This is a genomic window from Streptomyces sp. NPDC091412, from assembly GCF_044756885.1.
In the GTDB taxonomy this organism is placed as follows: Bacteria; Actinomycetota; Actinomycetes; order Streptomycetales; family Streptomycetaceae; genus Streptomyces.
Window position 1 is genome coordinate 629,749 of the sequence record NZ_JBIVTV010000002.1, and the last position, 17,148, is coordinate 646,896.

Genomic DNA, 17,148 nt, shown 5'->3' on the forward strand with positions numbered 1-17,148 from the left:
TCGGGGTGGCCCGAAACCCGGACGCCGGGATCAGGCTCAGCTACGGCCCCGCTGCCCCCGCAGATGCTGGGCGATCGGCTTCAGCGCCTTGTCCAGCTCCATCAGCGTCTCGTGGTCGACCAGATCGATGAAGTGCCTCCGCACGGACGCCACGTGGTGCGGCGCGACCTTCTGCATGGTCTCCATGCCGTGCTCGGTGAGGACCGCGTACAGGCCCCGGCGGTCGGACTCGCAGTTCTCACGGCGCACCAGGTCCGCGTTCTCCATGCGGGTGATCTGGTGCGAGAGGCGGCTCTTGGACTGGAGGGTGGCGGACGCGAGGTCGCTCATGCGCATCCGTACGTCCTCCGACTCGGAGAGATTCACCAGGATCTCGTAGTCGTTCATCGTCAGGCCGAACGGCTGCAGGTCCTTTTCGAGCTGGTACGTCAACAGCCTGTTGACCTCCAGGTGGGTGCGCCAAGCGCACTGCTCCGCATCGGTCAGCCAGGGCGTGGCCGTCTCGGTCTCCATGAATGAAGTCTACCTAAGAAGTTGAAAGACGAACTAGTGAGGGTGGTGTGACGGTGCGCACGCGTTCGATGTCACACTCCGCAGACTACCGCTCACACCCCGAAGCGACGCTGGAGATCTCCCAGCTGTCCGGGAAGGCGCGGTTGCCCGCCCTGCTGTCCGCGGGTTCCGGACACCCTTCCTCCTCCGGGTACCCCGGGCTCGTCCGGAAGCACCCCCGCCGCCAGTTCGGCCAGGAGGCTCTCGCTGGACTGCAGCAGGACCGTCCCGGCCCCCACGAACTCGAACTGGTGCTCCTCCCCGGAGACCGGCCCGAGGCCCGTCATGGAACGCAGCCCGCCCAGTACGCCGGTCAGGTACCCGTGGTCGTAGTGATGGCACGGGGACGGGCAGTCGGCCCAGCCGACCAGCGCCTGCGGGTCCACCCGGATCGGGGGCTCCATGAACACCACCGGCCCGTTGGACGCGGCCACGAACTTCCCGGTTCCGATGAGGGTGAGGAAGCCGGGCACGATCGACTGCTTGAGCGACAGACTTGGCTGAAAAGCGAGCAGATTGCCGGAGCGAATGGTCAGATTGCCGTCGTCCAGGTCGAAGGAGTTGACATCGAAGGCCCGGTCGGCGAGCAGCATCCGGCCCGAGCCCTCGGCCACCACCCAGTCGCTCGCGTGCAGAGGCGAATGGAACGACGTACGGGTCAGCAGGTCCAGCGCGCCGTGCCCGATGCCGTTGAACCCGATCGACCCGTAGTAGGCGATCATTTTCCCCTTCTGCAGGAACCACTGGCTCCCCTTGAGCTCCACGCAGAAGGTGTACGGGTTCACGTTGTCGTCGGCCGGCAGGGTCGACGGGTCGTGGACCACCGGCCCCGAGCCGGGCGTTCCGTACGCGCTCACAGCTTCTCCTCCGAGGCCTGGACGTACACCGTGCCGTTGCCGCTCAGCTCCAGCTGGAAGCCCTCACCGGAGCCGCGTCCCACCATCTCGCGCCAGCCCAGCGCGGTGGACAGCTTGTTGCGGACGTCGCCGTGGTGGGCGACGTAGGCCTGCGGGTCGACGTGGACGGGGCGCTGCGGGGTGATCGGCACCTCGAAGACGCCGCCGTGCGCCATGACCGCGACCGAGCCGCGTCCCTGGAGGGTCGTCGTGAACAGTCCCTGGCCCGTCGCCTGGCCCCGCACCAGGCCCATGACCCCGCCCTGCGAGCCCATGAACATCGTGCCCTGCTGGAGCGTGCCCTCGAAGGCGAGCAGGCGGTCCGCCTCCACGTACAACGTGTCACCCGTCATCTCGATCACGTGCACATGGTGGCCGCCGTGTCCGAAGAGGACCGTGCCGCTGCCCTCAACGGTCATCAGCGGTGTCGCCTCACCCGCCACCCGGCGCCCGATCATCGACATCAGACCGCCCTGGCCGCCCTGGATGTTGGGCGTGAACGTCACGTCACCGCGGTAGGCGAGCATCGCGCCGCGCTGACTGAACAGGCGCCGGCCGGGCACGACCGTCGCCTCGACCATTTTCGAGTTGATCTCCCGGAAGGTCATCTCACAGGTCCCCCGCGATCGTGTTCCGCTCGCTCGGCTGGACGTACACCAGCCCGTCCCCCTCGAACCGGATCTGGAAGGCCTCGCCGCCGCCCTCCCCGAGGAACGTGCGGAAGGTCACCCCGGACTGGAAGGACTGCCGGACGTTGCCCTGGTGCGCGATGTAGGCGCCGGGGTCGACGATCAGCGGGTACTGCTGGCTGACCCTGAGCACCACCGCCGGCCCGTCCGACATGATCGCCGCCTGCCCGTGCCCCTCGACCGTGGTCGTGAACAGCCCGTTGCCCTGGGAGGCGCCGCGCAGCCCGGTGAACGTCGTCCCCGTGCGCAGCCCGGCGTCCGTCGCGAGCAGGTTGCTCGACTCGACGTACAGCTTTTCCCCCTGGAGCTGCACCAGATTGATCTCGGCCGCCCGGTCGGCGAACCAGCACGTTCCGTGCCCCCGCACCTCCATCACGGTCATCTGCTCGCCGGTGAGCCGCCGGGTCACCATGCCGCGCAGTCCCTCGCCGCCACCGGTCAGCCTCTTGAAGGCCATCTGCCCGTCGTACGCGACCATCGAGCCGTTCTTCGCCTTCACGGCGTCCCCGGTCATGTCGACGGCGAGCACCCTGCTGTCTTGAAGTCGGAACATCGCCACGGAGTGAAGGTAGCGGCGGACGGGGCGGGCCGACAGGGCCCACGGGGGGACAACGACCCTGATTCACACCCTTACGGGACGGCCGCGCCCACCCCCTGACCGGAGCCGCCCCGCGGGTTTGCCACAATGGACGAACGTTTGTGCTCGCATTCACAAGCCGGCCCGCGTCACTTCAGCGGCCCGCCGGTCCGTCTCCCACCGAAGGTGACCCGTGGACATCAAGACCGCCACCGCCCTCCGCCGCCTCCGCCTGGTCTCCGCCCCCGAGGCGGTCTCCTTCCTCCTGCTCCTGGTCTGCTCGGTCCTGAAGCGGACCACGGACTTCAACGCGGTGCCCGTGATGGGCGCGATCCACGGCGTCCTGTTCATCCTGTACGTGATCTTCTGGGCCGACGCCTGGAACCGTGCCAAGTGGTCGCTGGGGACCGCCGCCCTCTACTTCGTCCTCTCGGTCCTGCCCACCGGCGGCTTCTTCGCCGAGCGCAGGCTCAAGCGCGAGGCCGAGGACGCGCTGATCGCCTCCCGCGCCCGCCGCGAAGGGGTCGTGAACGCGTGATCGTCGCCTTTTCCGTGACCCCGCTGGGCGTCGGCGAGGACGTGGGGGAGTACGTCGCCGACGCCGTCCGGGTCGTCCGCGAGTCCGGCCTGCCCAACCGCACCGACGCGATGTTCACCTCCGTCGAGGGCGAGTGGGACGAGGTCATGGACGTCGTCAAGCGAGCCGTCGCCGCGGTGGAGGCACGCGCTCCGCGTGTGTCCCTGGTCCTCAAGGCGGACATCCGTCCCGGTGTCACGGACGGCCTCACCGCCAAGGTGCAGCGCGTCGAACGGCACCTCGCCCAGCAGGCGGAGTGAACACCCGGCGGCGCTTCGCGGGACCCACCGTCCCCACCGCGCCGCATGCCTCGCGCGGGCCTCACCCGCCCGAGACCAGTGCCATCCCCAGCGGAGTGCGTTCGTAGAGCACCTGGTGCCCGTACCGGCGGGACGTGAGCAGGCCCGCGTCCCGCAGCACCGTCAGATGCGCCGACACCGACGACGGGGCCAGGTCCAGACGGTGGGCCAGCGCCGTCGTCGACGCCGGATCGGTCAGCGCGGCCAGCACCGCGGCCCGCCCCCGCCCCAGCAGCCGCACCAGGGCCTCGCCGGCCTCCGCGCCCCGCCGCACCCACAGACCGCCCAGCCCGCGCGCCGGGTACACCAGCGTGGGCTGCCAGGGCGGATCGAAGCCGCTGATCACGTCCGGCCAGGAGAACACGCTCGGCATCAGCACCAGCCCCCGCCCGTCGAGGTCGCGCCCGTGCTCGCCCGGCCAGTCGACCGTCAGCGTCCGCCCGTCCCAGGACAGCCGCCGGTCCAGCTCCGGCAGCAGCGCCCCCAGCCCCACCTCGGCCAGCCGCCGCGAGTGGAAGGCCACGTCGGCCTCAAGGAGCGCCCGCAGCCGTGGCCACTCCGGCTCGATCAGCGCGTGCCACGCGGCCTCCAGCAGATCGGCCAACTCCCGCACCGCATGTTCCGGATCGGCGAGCATCACCCGCCCCCGCGACGACTCCAGCGCACCCGGCGTATCGGCGAGCGCCCGCGCCAGGTCCTCCCGCGCCGCCCCGGGATCCGCCGCCCGCACCTGGGCGATCTCCTCCTCGAACACGGCCGCAGGCCCGATCGGCGGCGGCCCGAGGAAGTCGGGGCTGTGCCCCCGCCGGGGCATGAGCAGCCACAGCGGGGCGAGGTCCAGCCCCTCTGCGGCCTCCCGGATGCGGCGCAGCCAGTGCGGGTGGTATCCGTGCCGGTCCGGCCGCCGCAGCGTCCGTACCGCCTCCTGCGTCTCCCACAGCGGCGACACCGCGAACCGGCACCGCATGAGGTCGTCGTCCCCGAAGTGCAGACGGAACGGCACGGCACCCCCAGGAAGGACAGGCGAAGACAGGAAGGACAGGCGAAGACAGGAAAGACAGGCGAAGGCAGGAGAGACAGGAGAGACAGCAAAGATTCGGCGGTGGCCGAAACTCTACGCCGACCGCTCCTCCCACCGGCACGCTGCCGCCCATGCAGCAGCAAGCCCCCGAGCCCACCCCGACCCCGCGGGCCCCGGACCGGCCCGCACCCCCGCCCGCCCTCGCCCCCGTGCCCGTGGCCGAACCGGCGGCCGGCTACGCCCGGGTCTTCGCCGTACCCGAGTTCCGGGCGGTCTTCGCCGCCCACGCCCTCTCCCTGCTCGGCGTGATGGTCAGCGAGATCGCCCTGTCGGTCCTCGTCTACGACCTCACCGGCTCGCCCCTGATGAGCGCCCTCACCTTCGCGCTCGGCCTCATGCCCTACGTCGTCGGCGGCACCCTCCTCAGCGGGATCGCCGACCGCTTCCCGGCCCGCCGGGTGCTCGTCACCTGCGACCTGGTGTGCGCGGCCTGCGTGGCGCCGATGGTGGTGCCCGGCGCCCACATCGGCGTCCTGCTCGCGCTGCGCTGCGCCGTCGCCGTCGTGTCACCCGTGTTCCAGGGAACGCGGATGGCCAGCCTCACCGACATCCTCGGCGACGGCGAGCTGTTCGTCCTCGGCCGCTCCCTGCTGCGGATCGTCTCGCAGAGCGCGCTGCTCGTCGGCTTCGGCCTCGGCGGCCTGCTGCTCACCGTGGTCAGCCCCCGGCACGCCCTGCTGATCACCGTCGTCACCTTCCTCGCCTCCGCCGTCCTGCTCCGCCTCGGCACCCGGAACCGTCCCGCCAGGACCGGCCTGCCCGGCGCCCTGGTGGGCGACTCGCTGCGCGGTGCCCGGCAGGTGCTCGCCGACCGCCGGATCCGCGTACTCCTCCTGCTGTTCTGGGTGCCGCCGATGTTCGCGGTCGTGCCGGAGGCCCTGGCGGCCCCGTACGCCGACGCGCTCGGCGCAGGCTCCGTCGGGCTCGGACTGCTGATGTGCGGGCTGCCCGTCGGCACGATCGCGAGCGAGTTGTACGCCGGCTCCCGGCTGCGGCCCGCCGTCCGGGAGCGGATCGCCCTGCCACTGGTCTGCCTGACCCTGCTGCCCTACCTCGGCTACGCCCTGCGCCCCGGCCTCGCCGTCTCCCTGCTCCTGCTGGTGCTCTCGGGCGCCGGGTCGGCGTACACGCTGGGCCTGGACCAGTGGTTCGTGCGGGCGGTGCCCGAGGAACTGCGCGGCCGGGCGATGACCCTGCTGACCGCCGGACTCATGACGATCCAGGGCGTGGGCATGGCGCTGGCCGGGGTCGCGGCGGAGTTCGCCGGAGTGGCGGCGACGGTCGCGGGGGCCGGAGTCCTGGGGACGGTGTGCTGCGTGGGGCTGGCGGTGGCCGCCCGCCGGACCGAGAGCTGAGCCCGCCGGACCGAAAGCTGAGACGGGGCTGAGCCGCATATGACCGACCGGTAGGGTCTGGTGACGTGCCGAAGCCCCTCAGTCTTCCTTTCGACCCCATCGCCCGTGCCGACGAGCTCTGGAAGCAGCGCTGGGGAAGCGTGCCGTCCATGGCCGCGATCACCTCGATCATGCGTGCCCACCAGATCCTGCTGGCCGAGGTCGACGCGGTGGTCAAGCCGTACGGGCTGACCTTCGCGCGCTACGAGGCCCTGGTGCTGCTCACCTTCTCCAAGGCCGGCGAACTGCCGATGTCCAAGATCGGCGAGCGTCTGATGGTGCACCCCACGTCCGTGACGAACACCGTGGACCGGCTGGTCAGATCCGGTCTCGTCGCCAGGCGCCCCAACCCCAACGACGGGCGCGGCACGCTCGCCGTCATCACCGACAAGGGCCGCGAGGCGGTCGATGCCGCCACCCGCGACCTGATGGCGATGGAGTTCGGCCTCGGGGCCTACGACGCCGAGGAGTGCGGCGAGATCTTCGCGATGCTGCGGCCGCTGCGGATCGCCGCGCACGACTTCCACGAGGACTGACGCGCACGGCCCGCACGAGGACGGAGGGGCCGGGGCACGGACCGCCGCGGGCAGGGCCACCCGGGGCAAGATCTCCCGGAACGGGTGGTTACGCTCGTCCCCATGAAACGAAGCGTGCTGACCCGCTACCGGGTCATGGCCTACGTCACCGGTGTGCTGCTGGTCCTTCTGACTCTCGGCGTGATCGCCAAGTACGTGCTCGACATCAACGGCGCGGCGGGCTTCACGAGCGTCGTCGGCATCGCGCACGGCTGGCTGTACGTCGTGTACCTGGTGTTCGCCTTCGACCTGGGCTCCAAGGCCAAGTGGCCGGTCGCCAAGCAGCTGTGGGTGCTCCTCGCGGGGACCATCCCGACCGCCGCCTTCTTCGTCGAGCGCAGGGTCAGCCGCGAGCTGGAGTCCCGGCTCGCCGCGCAGGACGAGGCCCCCGCGGTCGCCAAGGCCTGAGCACGCGCCACCGCCGTACGGAACCCGTACGGCGGTCAGCCGTCGACATTTACTTGGACGTCCTAGTAAATTCGAGGGTATGGACGCTGACGCCATCGAGGAGGGCCGCCACCGCTGGCAGGCCCGGTACGACGCCGCACGCAAGCGCGAGGCGGACTTCACCACGCTCTCCGGCGATCCCGTGGAGCCGGTGTACGGTCCCCGGCCGGGAGACACGTACGAGGGCTTCGAGCGGATCGGCTGGCCGGGGGAGTACCCCTTCACCCGCGGCCTGTACCCGACCGGCTACCGGGGGCGTACGTGGACGATCCGGCAGTTCGCCGGGTTCGGCAACGCCGAGCAGACCAACGAGCGCTACAAGATGATCCTCGGCAACGGCGGAGGCGGGCTCTCGGTCGCCTTCGACATGCCGACGCTCATGGGCCGCGACTCCGACGACCCGCGTTCGCTGGGCGAGGTCGGCCACTGCGGTGTGGCCATCGACTCGGCGGCCGACATGGAGGTGCTGTTCAAGGACATCCCGCTCGGTGACGTCACCACGTCGATGACGATCAGCGGGCCGGCCGTCCCCGTCTTCTGCATGTACCTGGTCGCCGCGGAGCGGCAGGGCGTGGACGCCTCCGTCCTCAACGGCACGCTCCAGACCGACATCTTCAAGGAGTACATCGCCCAGAAGGAGTGGCTCTTCCAGCCCGAGCCCCATCTGCGCCTCATCGGCGACCTGATGGAGCACTGCGCCACCGGGATCCCCGCGTACAAGCCGCTGTCCGTCTCCGGCTACCACATCCGCGAGGCGGGGGCGACGGCCGCGCAGGAGCTGGCGTACACGCTGGCGGACGGCTTCGGGTACGTCGAACTCGGGCTCAGCCGCGGTCTCGACGTCGACGTCTTCGCGCCCGGCCTGTCCTTCTTCTTCGACGCGCACGTCGACTTCTTCGAGGAGATCGCCAAGTTCCGTGCGGCGCGCCGCATCTGGGCCCGGTGGATGCGCGACGTCTACGGCGCGAAGACCGACAAGGCGCAGTGGCTGCGCTTCCACACGCAGACCGCCGGGGTCTCGCTGACCGCCCAGCAGCCGTACAACAACGTCGTGCGCACGGCCGTGGAGGCGCTCGCGGCGGTGCTCGGCGGCACCAACTCGCTGCACACCAACGCGCTCGACGAGACGCTCGCGCTGCCGAGCGAGCAGGCAGCGGAGATCGCGCTGCGCACGCAGCAGGTGCTGATGGAGGAGACCGGGGTCGCCAACGTGGCCGATCCGCTGGGCGGTTCGTGGTACATCGAGCAGCTGACGGACCGGATCGAGGCGGACGCCGAGAAGATCTTCGAGCAGATCAAGGAGCGGGGACTGCGGGCGCACCCCGACGGACAGCACCCGATCGGGCCGATCACGTCCGGGATCCTGCGGGGCATCGAGGACGGGTGGTTCACCGGCGAGATCGCGGAGTCGGCGTTCCAGTACCAGCGGGCGCTGGAGAAGGGTGACAAGAGGGTCGTCGGCGTCAACGTCCACACCGGCTCGGTCACCGGGGACCTGGAGATCCTCCGGGTCAGCCACGAGGTGGAGCGGGAGCAGGTGCGGATGCTCGGGGAGCGGAAGACCGGGCGGGACGACAGTGCCGTGCGCTCCGCGCTGGACGCGATGCTGGCGGCCGCGCGGTCCGGCGCCAACATGATCGAGCCGATGCTCGACGCCGTGCGCGCCGAGGCGACGCTGGGCGAGATCTGCGGGGTCCTGCGGGACGAGTGGGGGGTGTACACGGAGCCCGCGGGGTTCTGAGGGCCCGGAACCGGAGCCGGGGCGGGCTCGTCCTGCCCCGGCGCCTCTGTCAGCCGTCCGCCGCGAGCCCGGTCAGAAGAACCCGGGTCAAGCCGCGCACCCATTCCTCGTCCGCCGGTTCGGCGCTGACCAGGGTGCGGTGCACCACCGCGCCCGCGACGATGTCGAAGATCAGGCCGACCGTGCGGGCGGCTTCCTCCGGGTCCGGTTCCGGGGGGAGTTCGCCCCGGGTCTGGGCGCGGGCGCGGCCCTCCAGGACCAGGCGCTTCTGGCGGTCCACGATCGAGGTGCGGATGCGTTCGCGCAGGGCCTCGTCGCGCGTCGACTCGGCGACCACGGCCATCAGTCCGCTCCTGGCCTCGGGCCGGGCCAGGATCGCCGCGAACTGCAGGACCACGCCCTCGATGTCGGCGGCGAGGCTGCCGCGGTCGGGGAGGCGGAGTTCGTCGAAGAGCTCGGCGACGGCGTCGACGACGAGTTCGTTCTTGCCCGCCCAGCGGCGGTACAGCGTCGTCTTCGCGACCCCGGCCCGGGTGGCCACGTCCCCCAGGGTGAGCCGGGACCAGCCCAGCTCCACCAGTGCCGCCCGGGTGGCGGCCAGGATCGCCGCGTCCGCGGCGGCGCTGCGCGGCCGGCCGGCGCGGGCGGCGGGGGTGCGGCTCTGCATCCCATGACCATAACCGGACCGAAAACGAGTGGTTCCTGTCCGGTCGTGAGAGAGATCACCACGGTGTGCTTCCGCGCGGGCGTCCGCTGCCATTACGCTACGGGTCGTAGCGAAACGCGGGCGCGAGCCCGTGTCCGAGCGATGACCACAGGGTGTCAGGTGGGGACCGGGCGCCCGGCGCGGTACGGCTTTCCCGGCGGTTTTCACTCAGGCGGGCAGAACGGGGGAGGATGGACGCATGCAGCCACGGAACATGTCCATGAGCGGAGTCGTCGACCTCGCCGCGGTGAAGGCGGCCCAGGAGGCCAAGGCGAAGGCGGAACAGGCGCGCGCCCAAGCGGCCAGGGAGGGCGGCGCGGGGGCGGTCTCCCCGGCCGATCTCGTCATCGACGTCGACGAAGCCACTTTCGAGCACGATGTCCTCCAGCGGTCGGCCGAGGTGCCCGTCGTCATCGACTTCTGGGCCGAGTGGTGTCAGCCCTGCAAGCAGCTGAGCCCGGTCCTGGAGCGACTGGCCGTCGAGTACAACGGGCGCTTCCTCCTCGCCAAGATCGACGTCGACGCCAACCAGCTGCTGATGCAGCAGTTCGGCGTCCAGGGGATCCCCGCGGTCTTCGCGGTGGTCGCGGGCCAGGCCCTGCCCCTGTTCCAGGGGGCGGCGGGCGAGGAGCAGATCCGGCAGACGCTGGACCAGTTGGTGCAGGTCGCCGAGGAGCGGTTCGGACTGACCGGACTGACCGTCGACCCGGACGCCGAGGCGGGCGCACAGACGGCTCAGCAGGCCCCGGTCGGCCCGTACGAAGCACTGCTGAACGCGGCCTCGCAGGCCCTGGACGCCGGCGACCTGGGCGGCGCGGTGCAGGCGTACAAGAACGTGCTGGCCGACGACCCGGCCAACCCGGAGGCCAAACTCGGCCTGTCGCAGGCCGAGTTGCTTCAGCGGGTGCAGGACCTCGACCCGCAGCGGGTGCGCAAGGAGGCGGCCGAGAAGCCTGCCGACGTACAGGCGCAGATCGCCGCCGCCGACCTGGATCTGGTGGGCGGTCATGTCGAGGACGCCTTCAGCCGGCTCATCGACACCGTGCGGCGCACCGCCGGTGAGGACCGGGACGCGGTGCGGCTGAGGCTGCTGGAGCTCTTCGAGGTCGTCGGCGCCGAGGACCCGCGAGTGACGGGGGCGCGCCGGGCGTTGGCGAGGGCGTTGTTCTGATCCGGGCCAACCCTCTTGTGCTGACCAGTCGTTAAACGCCACGGCATGTGATGCCCGAGTGAAAGATTGGCCGAGGAGCCGTCAGTGCGGCCGCGCTTTACCAAAACTTGGTAATCGCGGCCGCTGTTACTGGCAGTAAATCGAGGGTGTGGTTCCGCCCGGTTCCGTCCAGAGGTGAACCGTTTTGTTCTGCCCTTTGTTACCACCGAGTGTTGCCGTTCGGAACCGGTGAGTCGTGTCCCGGTTATCCAGCCGTTACTAGCGAGTAACGAACCCCCTTGTGCGGGCGGCGAGAATGCACCACGATCGGCGACGCTCGGTCCGTCCCCGTACCCCGGCAACCGGTCGGGTCATGGGGTGTCTGGGTCCCCACCGAGCAGGGCCGGCGGCAGTGGCGTCGTCCCTTGGGGCAGGGGGGTCTTCGCCGGCTGGCGAAGCCTGTCCAGCAGGGTTGTGCGTGATGCGTGTCAGGCGCGACCAGTGGTTGTCGCTCGGGGGTGATCGCCGGTGATTCGGGCGCGGTTGGCGCCACCGAGCGCGGGCGCTCTCCTTCCCGAGGACGTAGCACTTCTCCCATCCCTGCCCGGCCGAGCCGCCGGCCGGTGGTGAGCCGGGCCAGGAGATGTACGTCCGAGAAGGAGGAAATATGGAGTCCCAAGTGCGTGGCGGGACCAGATGGAAGCGGTTCGCTGTGGTCATGGTGCCCAGCGTGGCCGCGACGGCGGCGATAGGCGTGGCCCTGGCTCAGGGTGCCCTCGCCGCGTCGTTCAGCGTGTCCGGTCAGTCGTTCAAGGTGACGGCCGACAGGCTGGAGGGCAAGGGGTTCGCCCAGTACGGCGCGATCGACTCGGGGAAGAGCCTCGACGGCAGCAAGGACGAGCACCACCCGGTCGCGGTCTCGGCGTTCAGGACGGCCACGATCAACAACCTGTGCCAGTCGGTCGTCACCGAGACGCCCTTCGGCAACGTGAGTCTGCTGCTCAAGGCGGGCGGCGGCAGGACGCCGGTCGAGGCCGAGAACCTCTACATCGACGTCGCCGACCTCAAGGCCGACGCCACGTTCAACAACATCGACATCGGTGTTGCGGCCAAGGACGCCGTCAAGGGTCCCGGCATCAAGCCGGGCGAGGTCGCGAACAAGCAGACCAACCCCTTCGGGTTCGCTCAGCAGGCCGACTCGGCCACGCTGACCGGCGTGAAGCAGACGGCGTGGGCCACGACTGCCGGAACCTTCAAGCTCAGCGGACTCAGCATGTCGCTGGCGACAGGTACCAAGGAGTGCTACTAGGCGCTCGGTGACGGGCGGGGGAGCCGACGGCGCCCCCGCCCGTTCCACCTTCCACCAGCTCTTCACACACCCCCCACACCGACCAAGCACCACCCTCATCACAGCAACGCCGCACCAGGGAGCTGTTTTCCATGAGCGCCGAGACTCCTGCCGTAACCGGCCAGTTCACCCGCCGGAGGCTGCAGTTCCGCGCCTGGCGGGGCACGCGTCCGTTCTGGGCCGGTCTGTTCGTCCTGCTCGGCGGCTTTCCGATCATGTACTTCCCGTACGCCCACCTCCAGCTCGGCCATCTGACGCTGGCGATGGCCACCACCGCGGGGGCCGGGTCTCTGATCATCGGCGTGCTGCTCGTCGTCCTCGGCATCAGCCTCTGGTTCCAGAAGCACATCCGGGTGTTCGCGGGTGTCGCGGCGATCCTGCTGGCGCTGGTGTCCATCCCCGTGTCCAACTTCGGCGGCTTCGTCCTGGGCTTCCTGCTCGCGCTCATCGGTGGCGCGATGGCCGTGGCGTGGGCGGAGGGCGTACCGCCCGCGCGGGAGGACGCCGGCCGGGCCGGCCCGGTACGGGGCGGTGCCCCCGAGGCCGCGCCCGGCCCGGTGACGGACGGCCCGGTGGCGGCCGGTCCCGCTGTGGACCCGGCGAGCGGTGGGGGCCCCTCCCAGGCCTTCGAGGCACTGGGGGAGAACGACCTGTCAGGAACGAGCCCGGCCAACGGGGCGAACGGGAGGCAAAGTGCCGGCTGACGAGGTGACTCACGGGACGGGAGTGGAGGAGTCCCGTGTGAGAACCGGGCCGCGTCACGCGGCACCCAAGAAGCCGCTGTTCACCAGGTTCCACATGCCGGCCGGCAGGGCGATAGCCATGGCGGCGATGCCGACGGCGGTCCTCATGGGGATGGGCTTCACATCGACCCACGCCGTCGCCGACAACAACGCGGCGACGCCGTCCGCCAAGAGCCTGACGGCCGACGAGTACAAGGACTGTGTCGCGGCGCTGGACGGCTCCCAGGACAAGGCCTCGGCCTCGCCGGCGCCGTCCGCCTCCGCGAGCGCCGGTGACACCGCGGAGGACGGCGAGGACGCCGGCGCGCAGCCGGCCCCCTCGGCCACGTCCTCCACGGACCCGGTGGACCAGAACGGGCAGGGGGACCAGGACGGCAAGGGGGACGAGGACTCCTCGCACACGTCCCCCTCGCCGGATCCGGCTTCCGGTGACAAGGCAGCGCCCAAGCCCGACTCCACCGCCTCGCAGAGCAAGCCGGGCGGTTCGGGCACGGGAGGCGCCGCCACGGCGGCCCCGTCGGCGTCCGCGGGCGGCGGCGGTCTGCTGGGGACCATCGGTGACGCGCTCGGAGGCGTCCTCACCGGCGGCAAGCAGGCCTCCGCGGACTCCGGGGCCACGCCGTCCGCCTCCGCCACGCCTTCGGCGGGCGGGGCCGGGGACGCCGGCGACGACGCTGCCGACACGGTCGAGGACACGGCCCAGAAGGTCACCGACACGGTCAAGGACACCGTGAAGGACGCGACCGGCGCGGTCTCCGGGACGGCCGGGGAGGCCGGGAAGGCCGTCGAGGGCGTCAAGGACACAGCCGGCGAGGCGGCCGGTGACGCGGCCGACGCGACGACGGACTCGCCGAGCCCGTCGGAGAGTTCCACGACGGACCCGGAGAACTGCCCGGCCGCCACCGACGCCGTGGGTGGCGTGGACAACAAGGTGCTGCTGGCCGACGACCCCTGGTACCTGAACGCCAGTTCGCTGCTGCTGAAGGGCGCCGACTACCAGGGCATCGTGGAGGTCCGCACGGCCGGCGGACACGTCAAGAAGGTGCTGAAGTACGTCATTTCGGATGGCACCGACATCGGTGACCTGCACCAGACGGTGAAGGACAAGCAGGCCGGCAAGACCTACCACGTGCAGGCCGCCAAGGGCTCGACGTCCACGATCCGCGGCGGCGACACGGTGATGTACACCGAGAGCATCTGCGGCAACCTGTTCGGGTTGCTCCCGGTCTGCTTCAGCCCGGACAGCCCTCCGCCGCTGAACATCCCGCTGATCTACTTCACCAAGGTCGAAGTGGTCCAGGCGGCCCAGTTCGGCGGCAACCTGCACGTCCCCGGAATGCACGTGTACACCACCGGCTGACCCGCCGGAGTCCCGCCCGGGAGCCGCGACACCACTGAGGGCGCCCCCTGTTCGCAGGAGGCGCCCTCAGTGGTGTGCCGATCGACCGTGCGCTCGGCCGGTCTCAGTCGCGCGAGCCGCCGCCCAGGTGGTGGACGCGGACCATGTTGGTGGTGCCGGGGACGCCGGGGGGCGAGCCGGCGGTGATGACGACCGTGTCGCCGGGGGCGAAGCGGTTGAGCTTGACCAGCTCCTGGTCGACCAGGTCGACCATCTCGTCGGTGCTGTTGACGAACGGCACCACGTGCGACTCCACGCCCCAGCTGAGCGCGAGCTGGTTGCGGGTGGACTCGTCGGTGGTGAACGCCAGGATCGGCTGGACCGCGCGGTAGCGGGACAGTCGGCGGGCCGTGTCGCCGGACTGGGTGAAGGCCACCAGGCCCTTGGCGCCCAGGAAGTCGGCGATCTCGCAGGCGGCGCGGGCCACCGAACCGCCCTGCGTACGCGGCTTCTTGCCCGGCACCAGAGGCTGCAGGCCCTTGGAGAGCAGCTCCTCCTCGGCGGCCCTGACGATCTTCGACATCGTCTTGACGGTCTCGACCGGGTAGGCGCCCACGCTCGACTCGGCCGACAGCATGACCGCGTCGGCCCCGTCCAGGATCGCGTTGGCCACGTCGGAGGCCTCGGCGCGGGTCGGACGGGAGTTGGTGATCATCGACTCCATCATCTGGGTCGCCACGATCACCGGCTTGGCGTTGCGCCGGCACAGCTCGATCAGGCGCTTCTGCACCATGGGGACCTTCTCGAGCGGGTACTCGACGGCCAGGTCGCCGCGGGCCACCATCACACCGTCGAACGCCATCACGACGTCCTGCATGTTCTCCACCGCCTGCGGCTTCTCCACCTTGGCGATGACGGGGACGCGGTGGCCCTCCTCGTCCATGACCCGGTGGACGTCGGAGACGTCCTTGGCGTCGCGGACGAAGGACAGGGCGACCATGTCGCAGCCCATGCGCAGCGCGAACCGCAGGTCCTCCACGTCCTTCTCGGACAGCGCGGGCACGTTCACCGCGGCGCCGGGCAGGTTGATGCCCTTGTGGTCGGAGATGACGCCGCCCTCGATGACGATCGTCTTCACCCGCGGGCCCTCGACGTCGAGGACCTTCAGCTCGACGTTGCCGTCGTTGATGAGGACCTGGTCGCCGCGCGAGACGTCGGCGGGCAGGCCCTTGTACGTCGTACCGCAGATGTGCTTGTCGCCCGGGACGTCCTCGGTGGTGATGGTGAACTCGTCACCCCGCTCGAGCTCCACCGGCCCCTCGGCGAAGGTCTCCAGCCGGATCTTCGGGCCCTGGAGGTCGGCGAGGACGGCGATGGCCCGGCCGGTCTCCTTGGCCGCGGCGCGGACACGGTCGTACCGTGCCTGGTGCTCGGCGTGCGTTCCGTGGCTGAAGTTGAAACGGGCCACATTCATGCCCGCCTCGATCATGGCGACGAGCATCTCGTGGGAGTCGACCGCTGGGCCGAGGGTACAGACGATTTTCGAACGGCGCATGGGGCGATCCTATCGGTTTGTTTCGCTCCGGAATATTCCGTCTGGTGGAAGGTACAAATGGGCGCCTTCGCGCTCAGTCGAGTGCCGGCCGGAATTCCGCGGACGCGCTCAGCCGTCCTTTCCGACCAGTGCGTAAGTCTGGGTGGCGATCTCCATTTCCTCGTCCGTGGGAACCACGGCCACGGCGGTCCGCGCGCCCTCGGGCGAGATCAGCCGCGCCCCGTCGCCGCGTACGGCGTTCCGCTCGCGGTCCACGGCCAGGCCCAGCCCCTCCAGGCCGTCGAGGGCGGCCTCCCGCACAAAGGCCGCGTTCTCGCCGACCCCGGCCGTGAAGGCGACCGCGTCCACCGTGCCGAGTACCGCGTAATAGGCGCCCACGTACTTCTTCAGCCGATGGATGTAGATCTCGAACGCGAGCCGTGCCTCATCGTCGCCCTCCTCCATCCGGCGCCGAATCTCCCGCATGTCGTTGTCGCCGCACAGGCCGAACAAACCGCTCCTCTTGTTGAGGAGAGTGTCGACCTCGTCCATGGACATTCCGCCGACACGCTGCAAATGGAAGATGACGGCCGGGTCGAGGTCACCGGAACGTGTTCCCATCACCAGCCCCTCCAGCGGGGTGAGTCCCATGGAGGTGTCCACGCACCGGCCGCCCCGGACCGCCGAGGCCGACGCGCCGTTGCCCAGGTGGAGCACGATGACGTTGACGTCCTCGGGGGCCTTGCCGAGCAGCTCCGCCGTCGCCCGGGAGACGTAGCCGTGCGAGGTGCCGTGGAAGCCGTAGCGCCGCACCCGGTACCGGTCCGCGATCTTCGTGTCGATCGCGTAGCGCGCCGCGGACTCCGGCATGGTCGTGTGGAACGCCGTGTCGAAGACGGCGACCTGCGGCAGGTCGGGGCGCAGCGCCATGGCCGTGCGAATGCCGGTGAGGTTGGCCGGGTTGTGCAGCGGCGCCACCGGGATCAGCCGCTCGATCTCGGTGAGCACGGCGTTGTCGATGACGGTGGGCTCGGTGAAGAACATGCCGCCGTGCACCACCCGGTGCCCGATCGCGGCCAGTTCGGGGGAGTCCAGGCCGAGCCCGTCCCGGGCCAGTTCCTCCGCGACCGACTTCAGCGCGGCGTCGTGGTCGGCGATCGGGCCGTTCTCCTCGCGGGTGGCCCCCGTGGTCAGGCAGGTGTGCCGGAGCCGGGAGGTCTGCTCGCCGATGCGCTCCACCAGGCCGACGGCGAGCCGGGTCGCGTCGCGCATGTCGAGCAGCTGGTACTTCACCGACGAGGAGCCGGAGTTGAGGACGAGGACGCGGGTCGCGGTCACGAGCGCTGGCGCTTTCTGGTCGGGAGCTGTGGAGGTCTGCGGCCGTGGGGGGGGGGGGGGGGGGGCCCCCCCCCCCCCCCCCCCCCCCGCGGCGTGGGGCGGGCGGCGGGCCCGGGGGGCGCGGGGGGGCCCCGGGGGTGTGTCTATAGACACGCGGCGGCC

General features: G+C 70.6%; 18 protein-coding genes. 10 read left to right on the forward strand and 8 right to left on the reverse strand.

The genetic code is table 11. From position 1 onward, the window contains the following. Positions 1 to 36: 36 nt before the first annotated feature. From ACIQMV_RS06995 to ACIQMV_RS07010, 4 genes are all read right to left on the reverse strand, one after another. Positions 37 to 513, reverse strand: a complete 477-nt coding sequence (locus ACIQMV_RS06995) for a MarR family winged helix-turn-helix transcriptional regulator (RefSeq protein ID WP_141358281.1) — start codon at positions 511 to 513, stop codon at positions 37 to 39. Positions 514 to 605: 92 nt separating this feature from the next. After that, a complete protein-coding gene (locus tag ACIQMV_RS07000; protein WP_402591706.1) occupies positions 606 to 1,409 on the reverse strand; it encodes an AIM24 family protein in 804 nt (267 codons plus the stop codon). Then, positions 1,406 to 2,056, reverse strand: coding sequence for an AIM24 family protein (locus tag ACIQMV_RS07005; protein ID WP_402591708.1), 651 nt, complete (start codon positions 2,054 to 2,056; stop codon positions 1,406 to 1,408). The genes ACIQMV_RS07000 and ACIQMV_RS07005 overlap by 4 nt, the downstream gene beginning before the upstream one ends. Before the next feature lies 1 nt (position 2,057). Beyond that, a complete protein-coding gene (locus ACIQMV_RS07010; RefSeq protein WP_402591710.1) occupies positions 2,058 to 2,690 on the reverse strand; it encodes an AIM24 family protein in 633 nt (210 codons plus the stop codon). Positions 2,691 to 2,907: 217 nt separating this feature from the next. Between ACIQMV_RS07010 and ACIQMV_RS07015 the strand changes: the two genes are divergently transcribed. Beyond that, positions 2,908 to 3,252, forward strand: a complete 345-nt coding sequence (locus ACIQMV_RS07015; RefSeq protein WP_402591712.1) for a DUF3817 domain-containing protein — start codon at positions 2,908 to 2,910, stop codon at positions 3,250 to 3,252. Next, on the forward strand, positions 3,249 to 3,551 hold the full coding sequence (locus tag ACIQMV_RS07020) for an MTH1187 family thiamine-binding protein (protein WP_402591714.1): 303 nt from the start codon (positions 3,249 to 3,251) through the stop codon (positions 3,549 to 3,551). The genes ACIQMV_RS07015 and ACIQMV_RS07020 overlap by 4 nt, the downstream gene beginning before the upstream one ends. A gap of 61 nt (positions 3,552 to 3,612) precedes the next feature. On the opposite strand, the gene ACIQMV_RS07025 is transcribed toward ACIQMV_RS07020, so the two are convergent. Next, positions 3,613 to 4,593, reverse strand: a complete 981-nt coding sequence (locus tag ACIQMV_RS07025; RefSeq protein ID WP_402591716.1) for a DUF5937 family protein — start codon at positions 4,591 to 4,593, stop codon at positions 3,613 to 3,615. 149 nt (positions 4,594 to 4,742) lie between these two features. Between ACIQMV_RS07025 and ACIQMV_RS07030 the strand changes: the two genes are divergently transcribed. From ACIQMV_RS07030 to ACIQMV_RS07045, 4 genes are all read left to right on the forward strand, one after another. Next, a complete protein-coding gene (locus ACIQMV_RS07030) occupies positions 4,743 to 6,026 on the forward strand; it encodes an MFS transporter (RefSeq protein ID WP_402591718.1) in 1,284 nt (427 codons plus the stop codon). Positions 6,027 to 6,091: 65 nt separating this feature from the next. Then, positions 6,092 to 6,601, forward strand: coding sequence for a MarR family winged helix-turn-helix transcriptional regulator (locus ACIQMV_RS07035; protein WP_141358265.1), 510 nt, complete (start codon positions 6,092 to 6,094; stop codon positions 6,599 to 6,601). 102 nt (positions 6,602 to 6,703) lie between these two features. Further along, on the forward strand, positions 6,704 to 7,048 hold the full coding sequence (locus ACIQMV_RS07040) for a DUF3817 domain-containing protein (RefSeq protein WP_401780265.1): 345 nt from the start codon (positions 6,704 to 6,706) through the stop codon (positions 7,046 to 7,048). A gap of 79 nt (positions 7,049 to 7,127) precedes the next feature. Further along, positions 7,128 to 8,828, forward strand: coding sequence for a methylmalonyl-CoA mutase (locus ACIQMV_RS07045; RefSeq protein WP_402591720.1), 1,701 nt, complete (start codon positions 7,128 to 7,130; stop codon positions 8,826 to 8,828). Between the two features lie 49 nt (positions 8,829 to 8,877). Here the strand turns inward: ACIQMV_RS07045 and ACIQMV_RS07050 are convergent, their stop codons facing one another. Then, positions 8,878 to 9,495 (reverse strand): TetR/AcrR family transcriptional regulator, encoded by a 618-nt coding sequence (locus ACIQMV_RS07050; protein ID WP_141358259.1) that lies wholly within the window; start codon positions 9,493 to 9,495, stop codon positions 8,878 to 8,880. 238 nt (positions 9,496 to 9,733) lie between these two features. Between ACIQMV_RS07050 and ACIQMV_RS07055 the strand changes: the two genes are divergently transcribed. The 4 genes from ACIQMV_RS07055 to ACIQMV_RS07070 all read left to right on the forward strand — a co-directional run bounded on the left by ACIQMV_RS07055 (position 9,734) and on the right by ACIQMV_RS07070 (position 14,135). Next, positions 9,734 to 10,705: a tetratricopeptide repeat protein gene (locus tag ACIQMV_RS07055; protein WP_402591723.1), complete on the forward strand. Its 972-nt coding sequence runs from the start codon at positions 9,734 to 9,736 to the stop codon at positions 10,703 to 10,705. Between the two features lie 646 nt (positions 10,706 to 11,351). Beyond that, positions 11,352 to 11,993 carry a DUF6230 family protein gene (locus ACIQMV_RS07060; RefSeq protein ID WP_141358255.1) on the forward strand — a complete coding sequence of 214 codons (642 nt, stop codon included), beginning with the start codon at positions 11,352 to 11,354 and terminating at the stop codon, positions 11,991 to 11,993. Between the two features lie 131 nt (positions 11,994 to 12,124). Continuing rightward, complete coding sequence (locus ACIQMV_RS07065; protein ID WP_402591725.1) at positions 12,125 to 12,736, forward strand: DUF6114 domain-containing protein; 612 nt, start codon at positions 12,125 to 12,127, stop codon at positions 12,734 to 12,736. After that, positions 12,726 to 14,135, forward strand: coding sequence for a hypothetical protein (locus tag ACIQMV_RS07070; protein ID WP_402591727.1), 1,410 nt, complete (start codon positions 12,726 to 12,728; stop codon positions 14,133 to 14,135). Before ACIQMV_RS07065 ends, ACIQMV_RS07070 begins: the two co-directional genes overlap by 11 nt. Before the next feature lie 103 nt (positions 14,136 to 14,238). On the opposite strand, the gene pyk is transcribed toward ACIQMV_RS07070, so the two are convergent. Both pyk and ACIQMV_RS07080 read right to left on the reverse strand, forming a co-directional pair. Beyond that, positions 14,239 to 15,669: a pyruvate kinase gene (gene pyk / locus ACIQMV_RS07075; protein ID WP_402591729.1), complete on the reverse strand. Its 1,431-nt coding sequence runs from the start codon at positions 15,667 to 15,669 to the stop codon at positions 14,239 to 14,241. A gap of 108 nt (positions 15,670 to 15,777) precedes the next feature. Next, entirely contained in the window at positions 15,778 to 16,986 is a 1,209-nt protein-coding gene (locus tag ACIQMV_RS07080) for an acetate kinase (protein WP_141358247.1), read from the reverse strand. Positions 16,987 to 17,148: the final 162 nt, after the last annotated feature.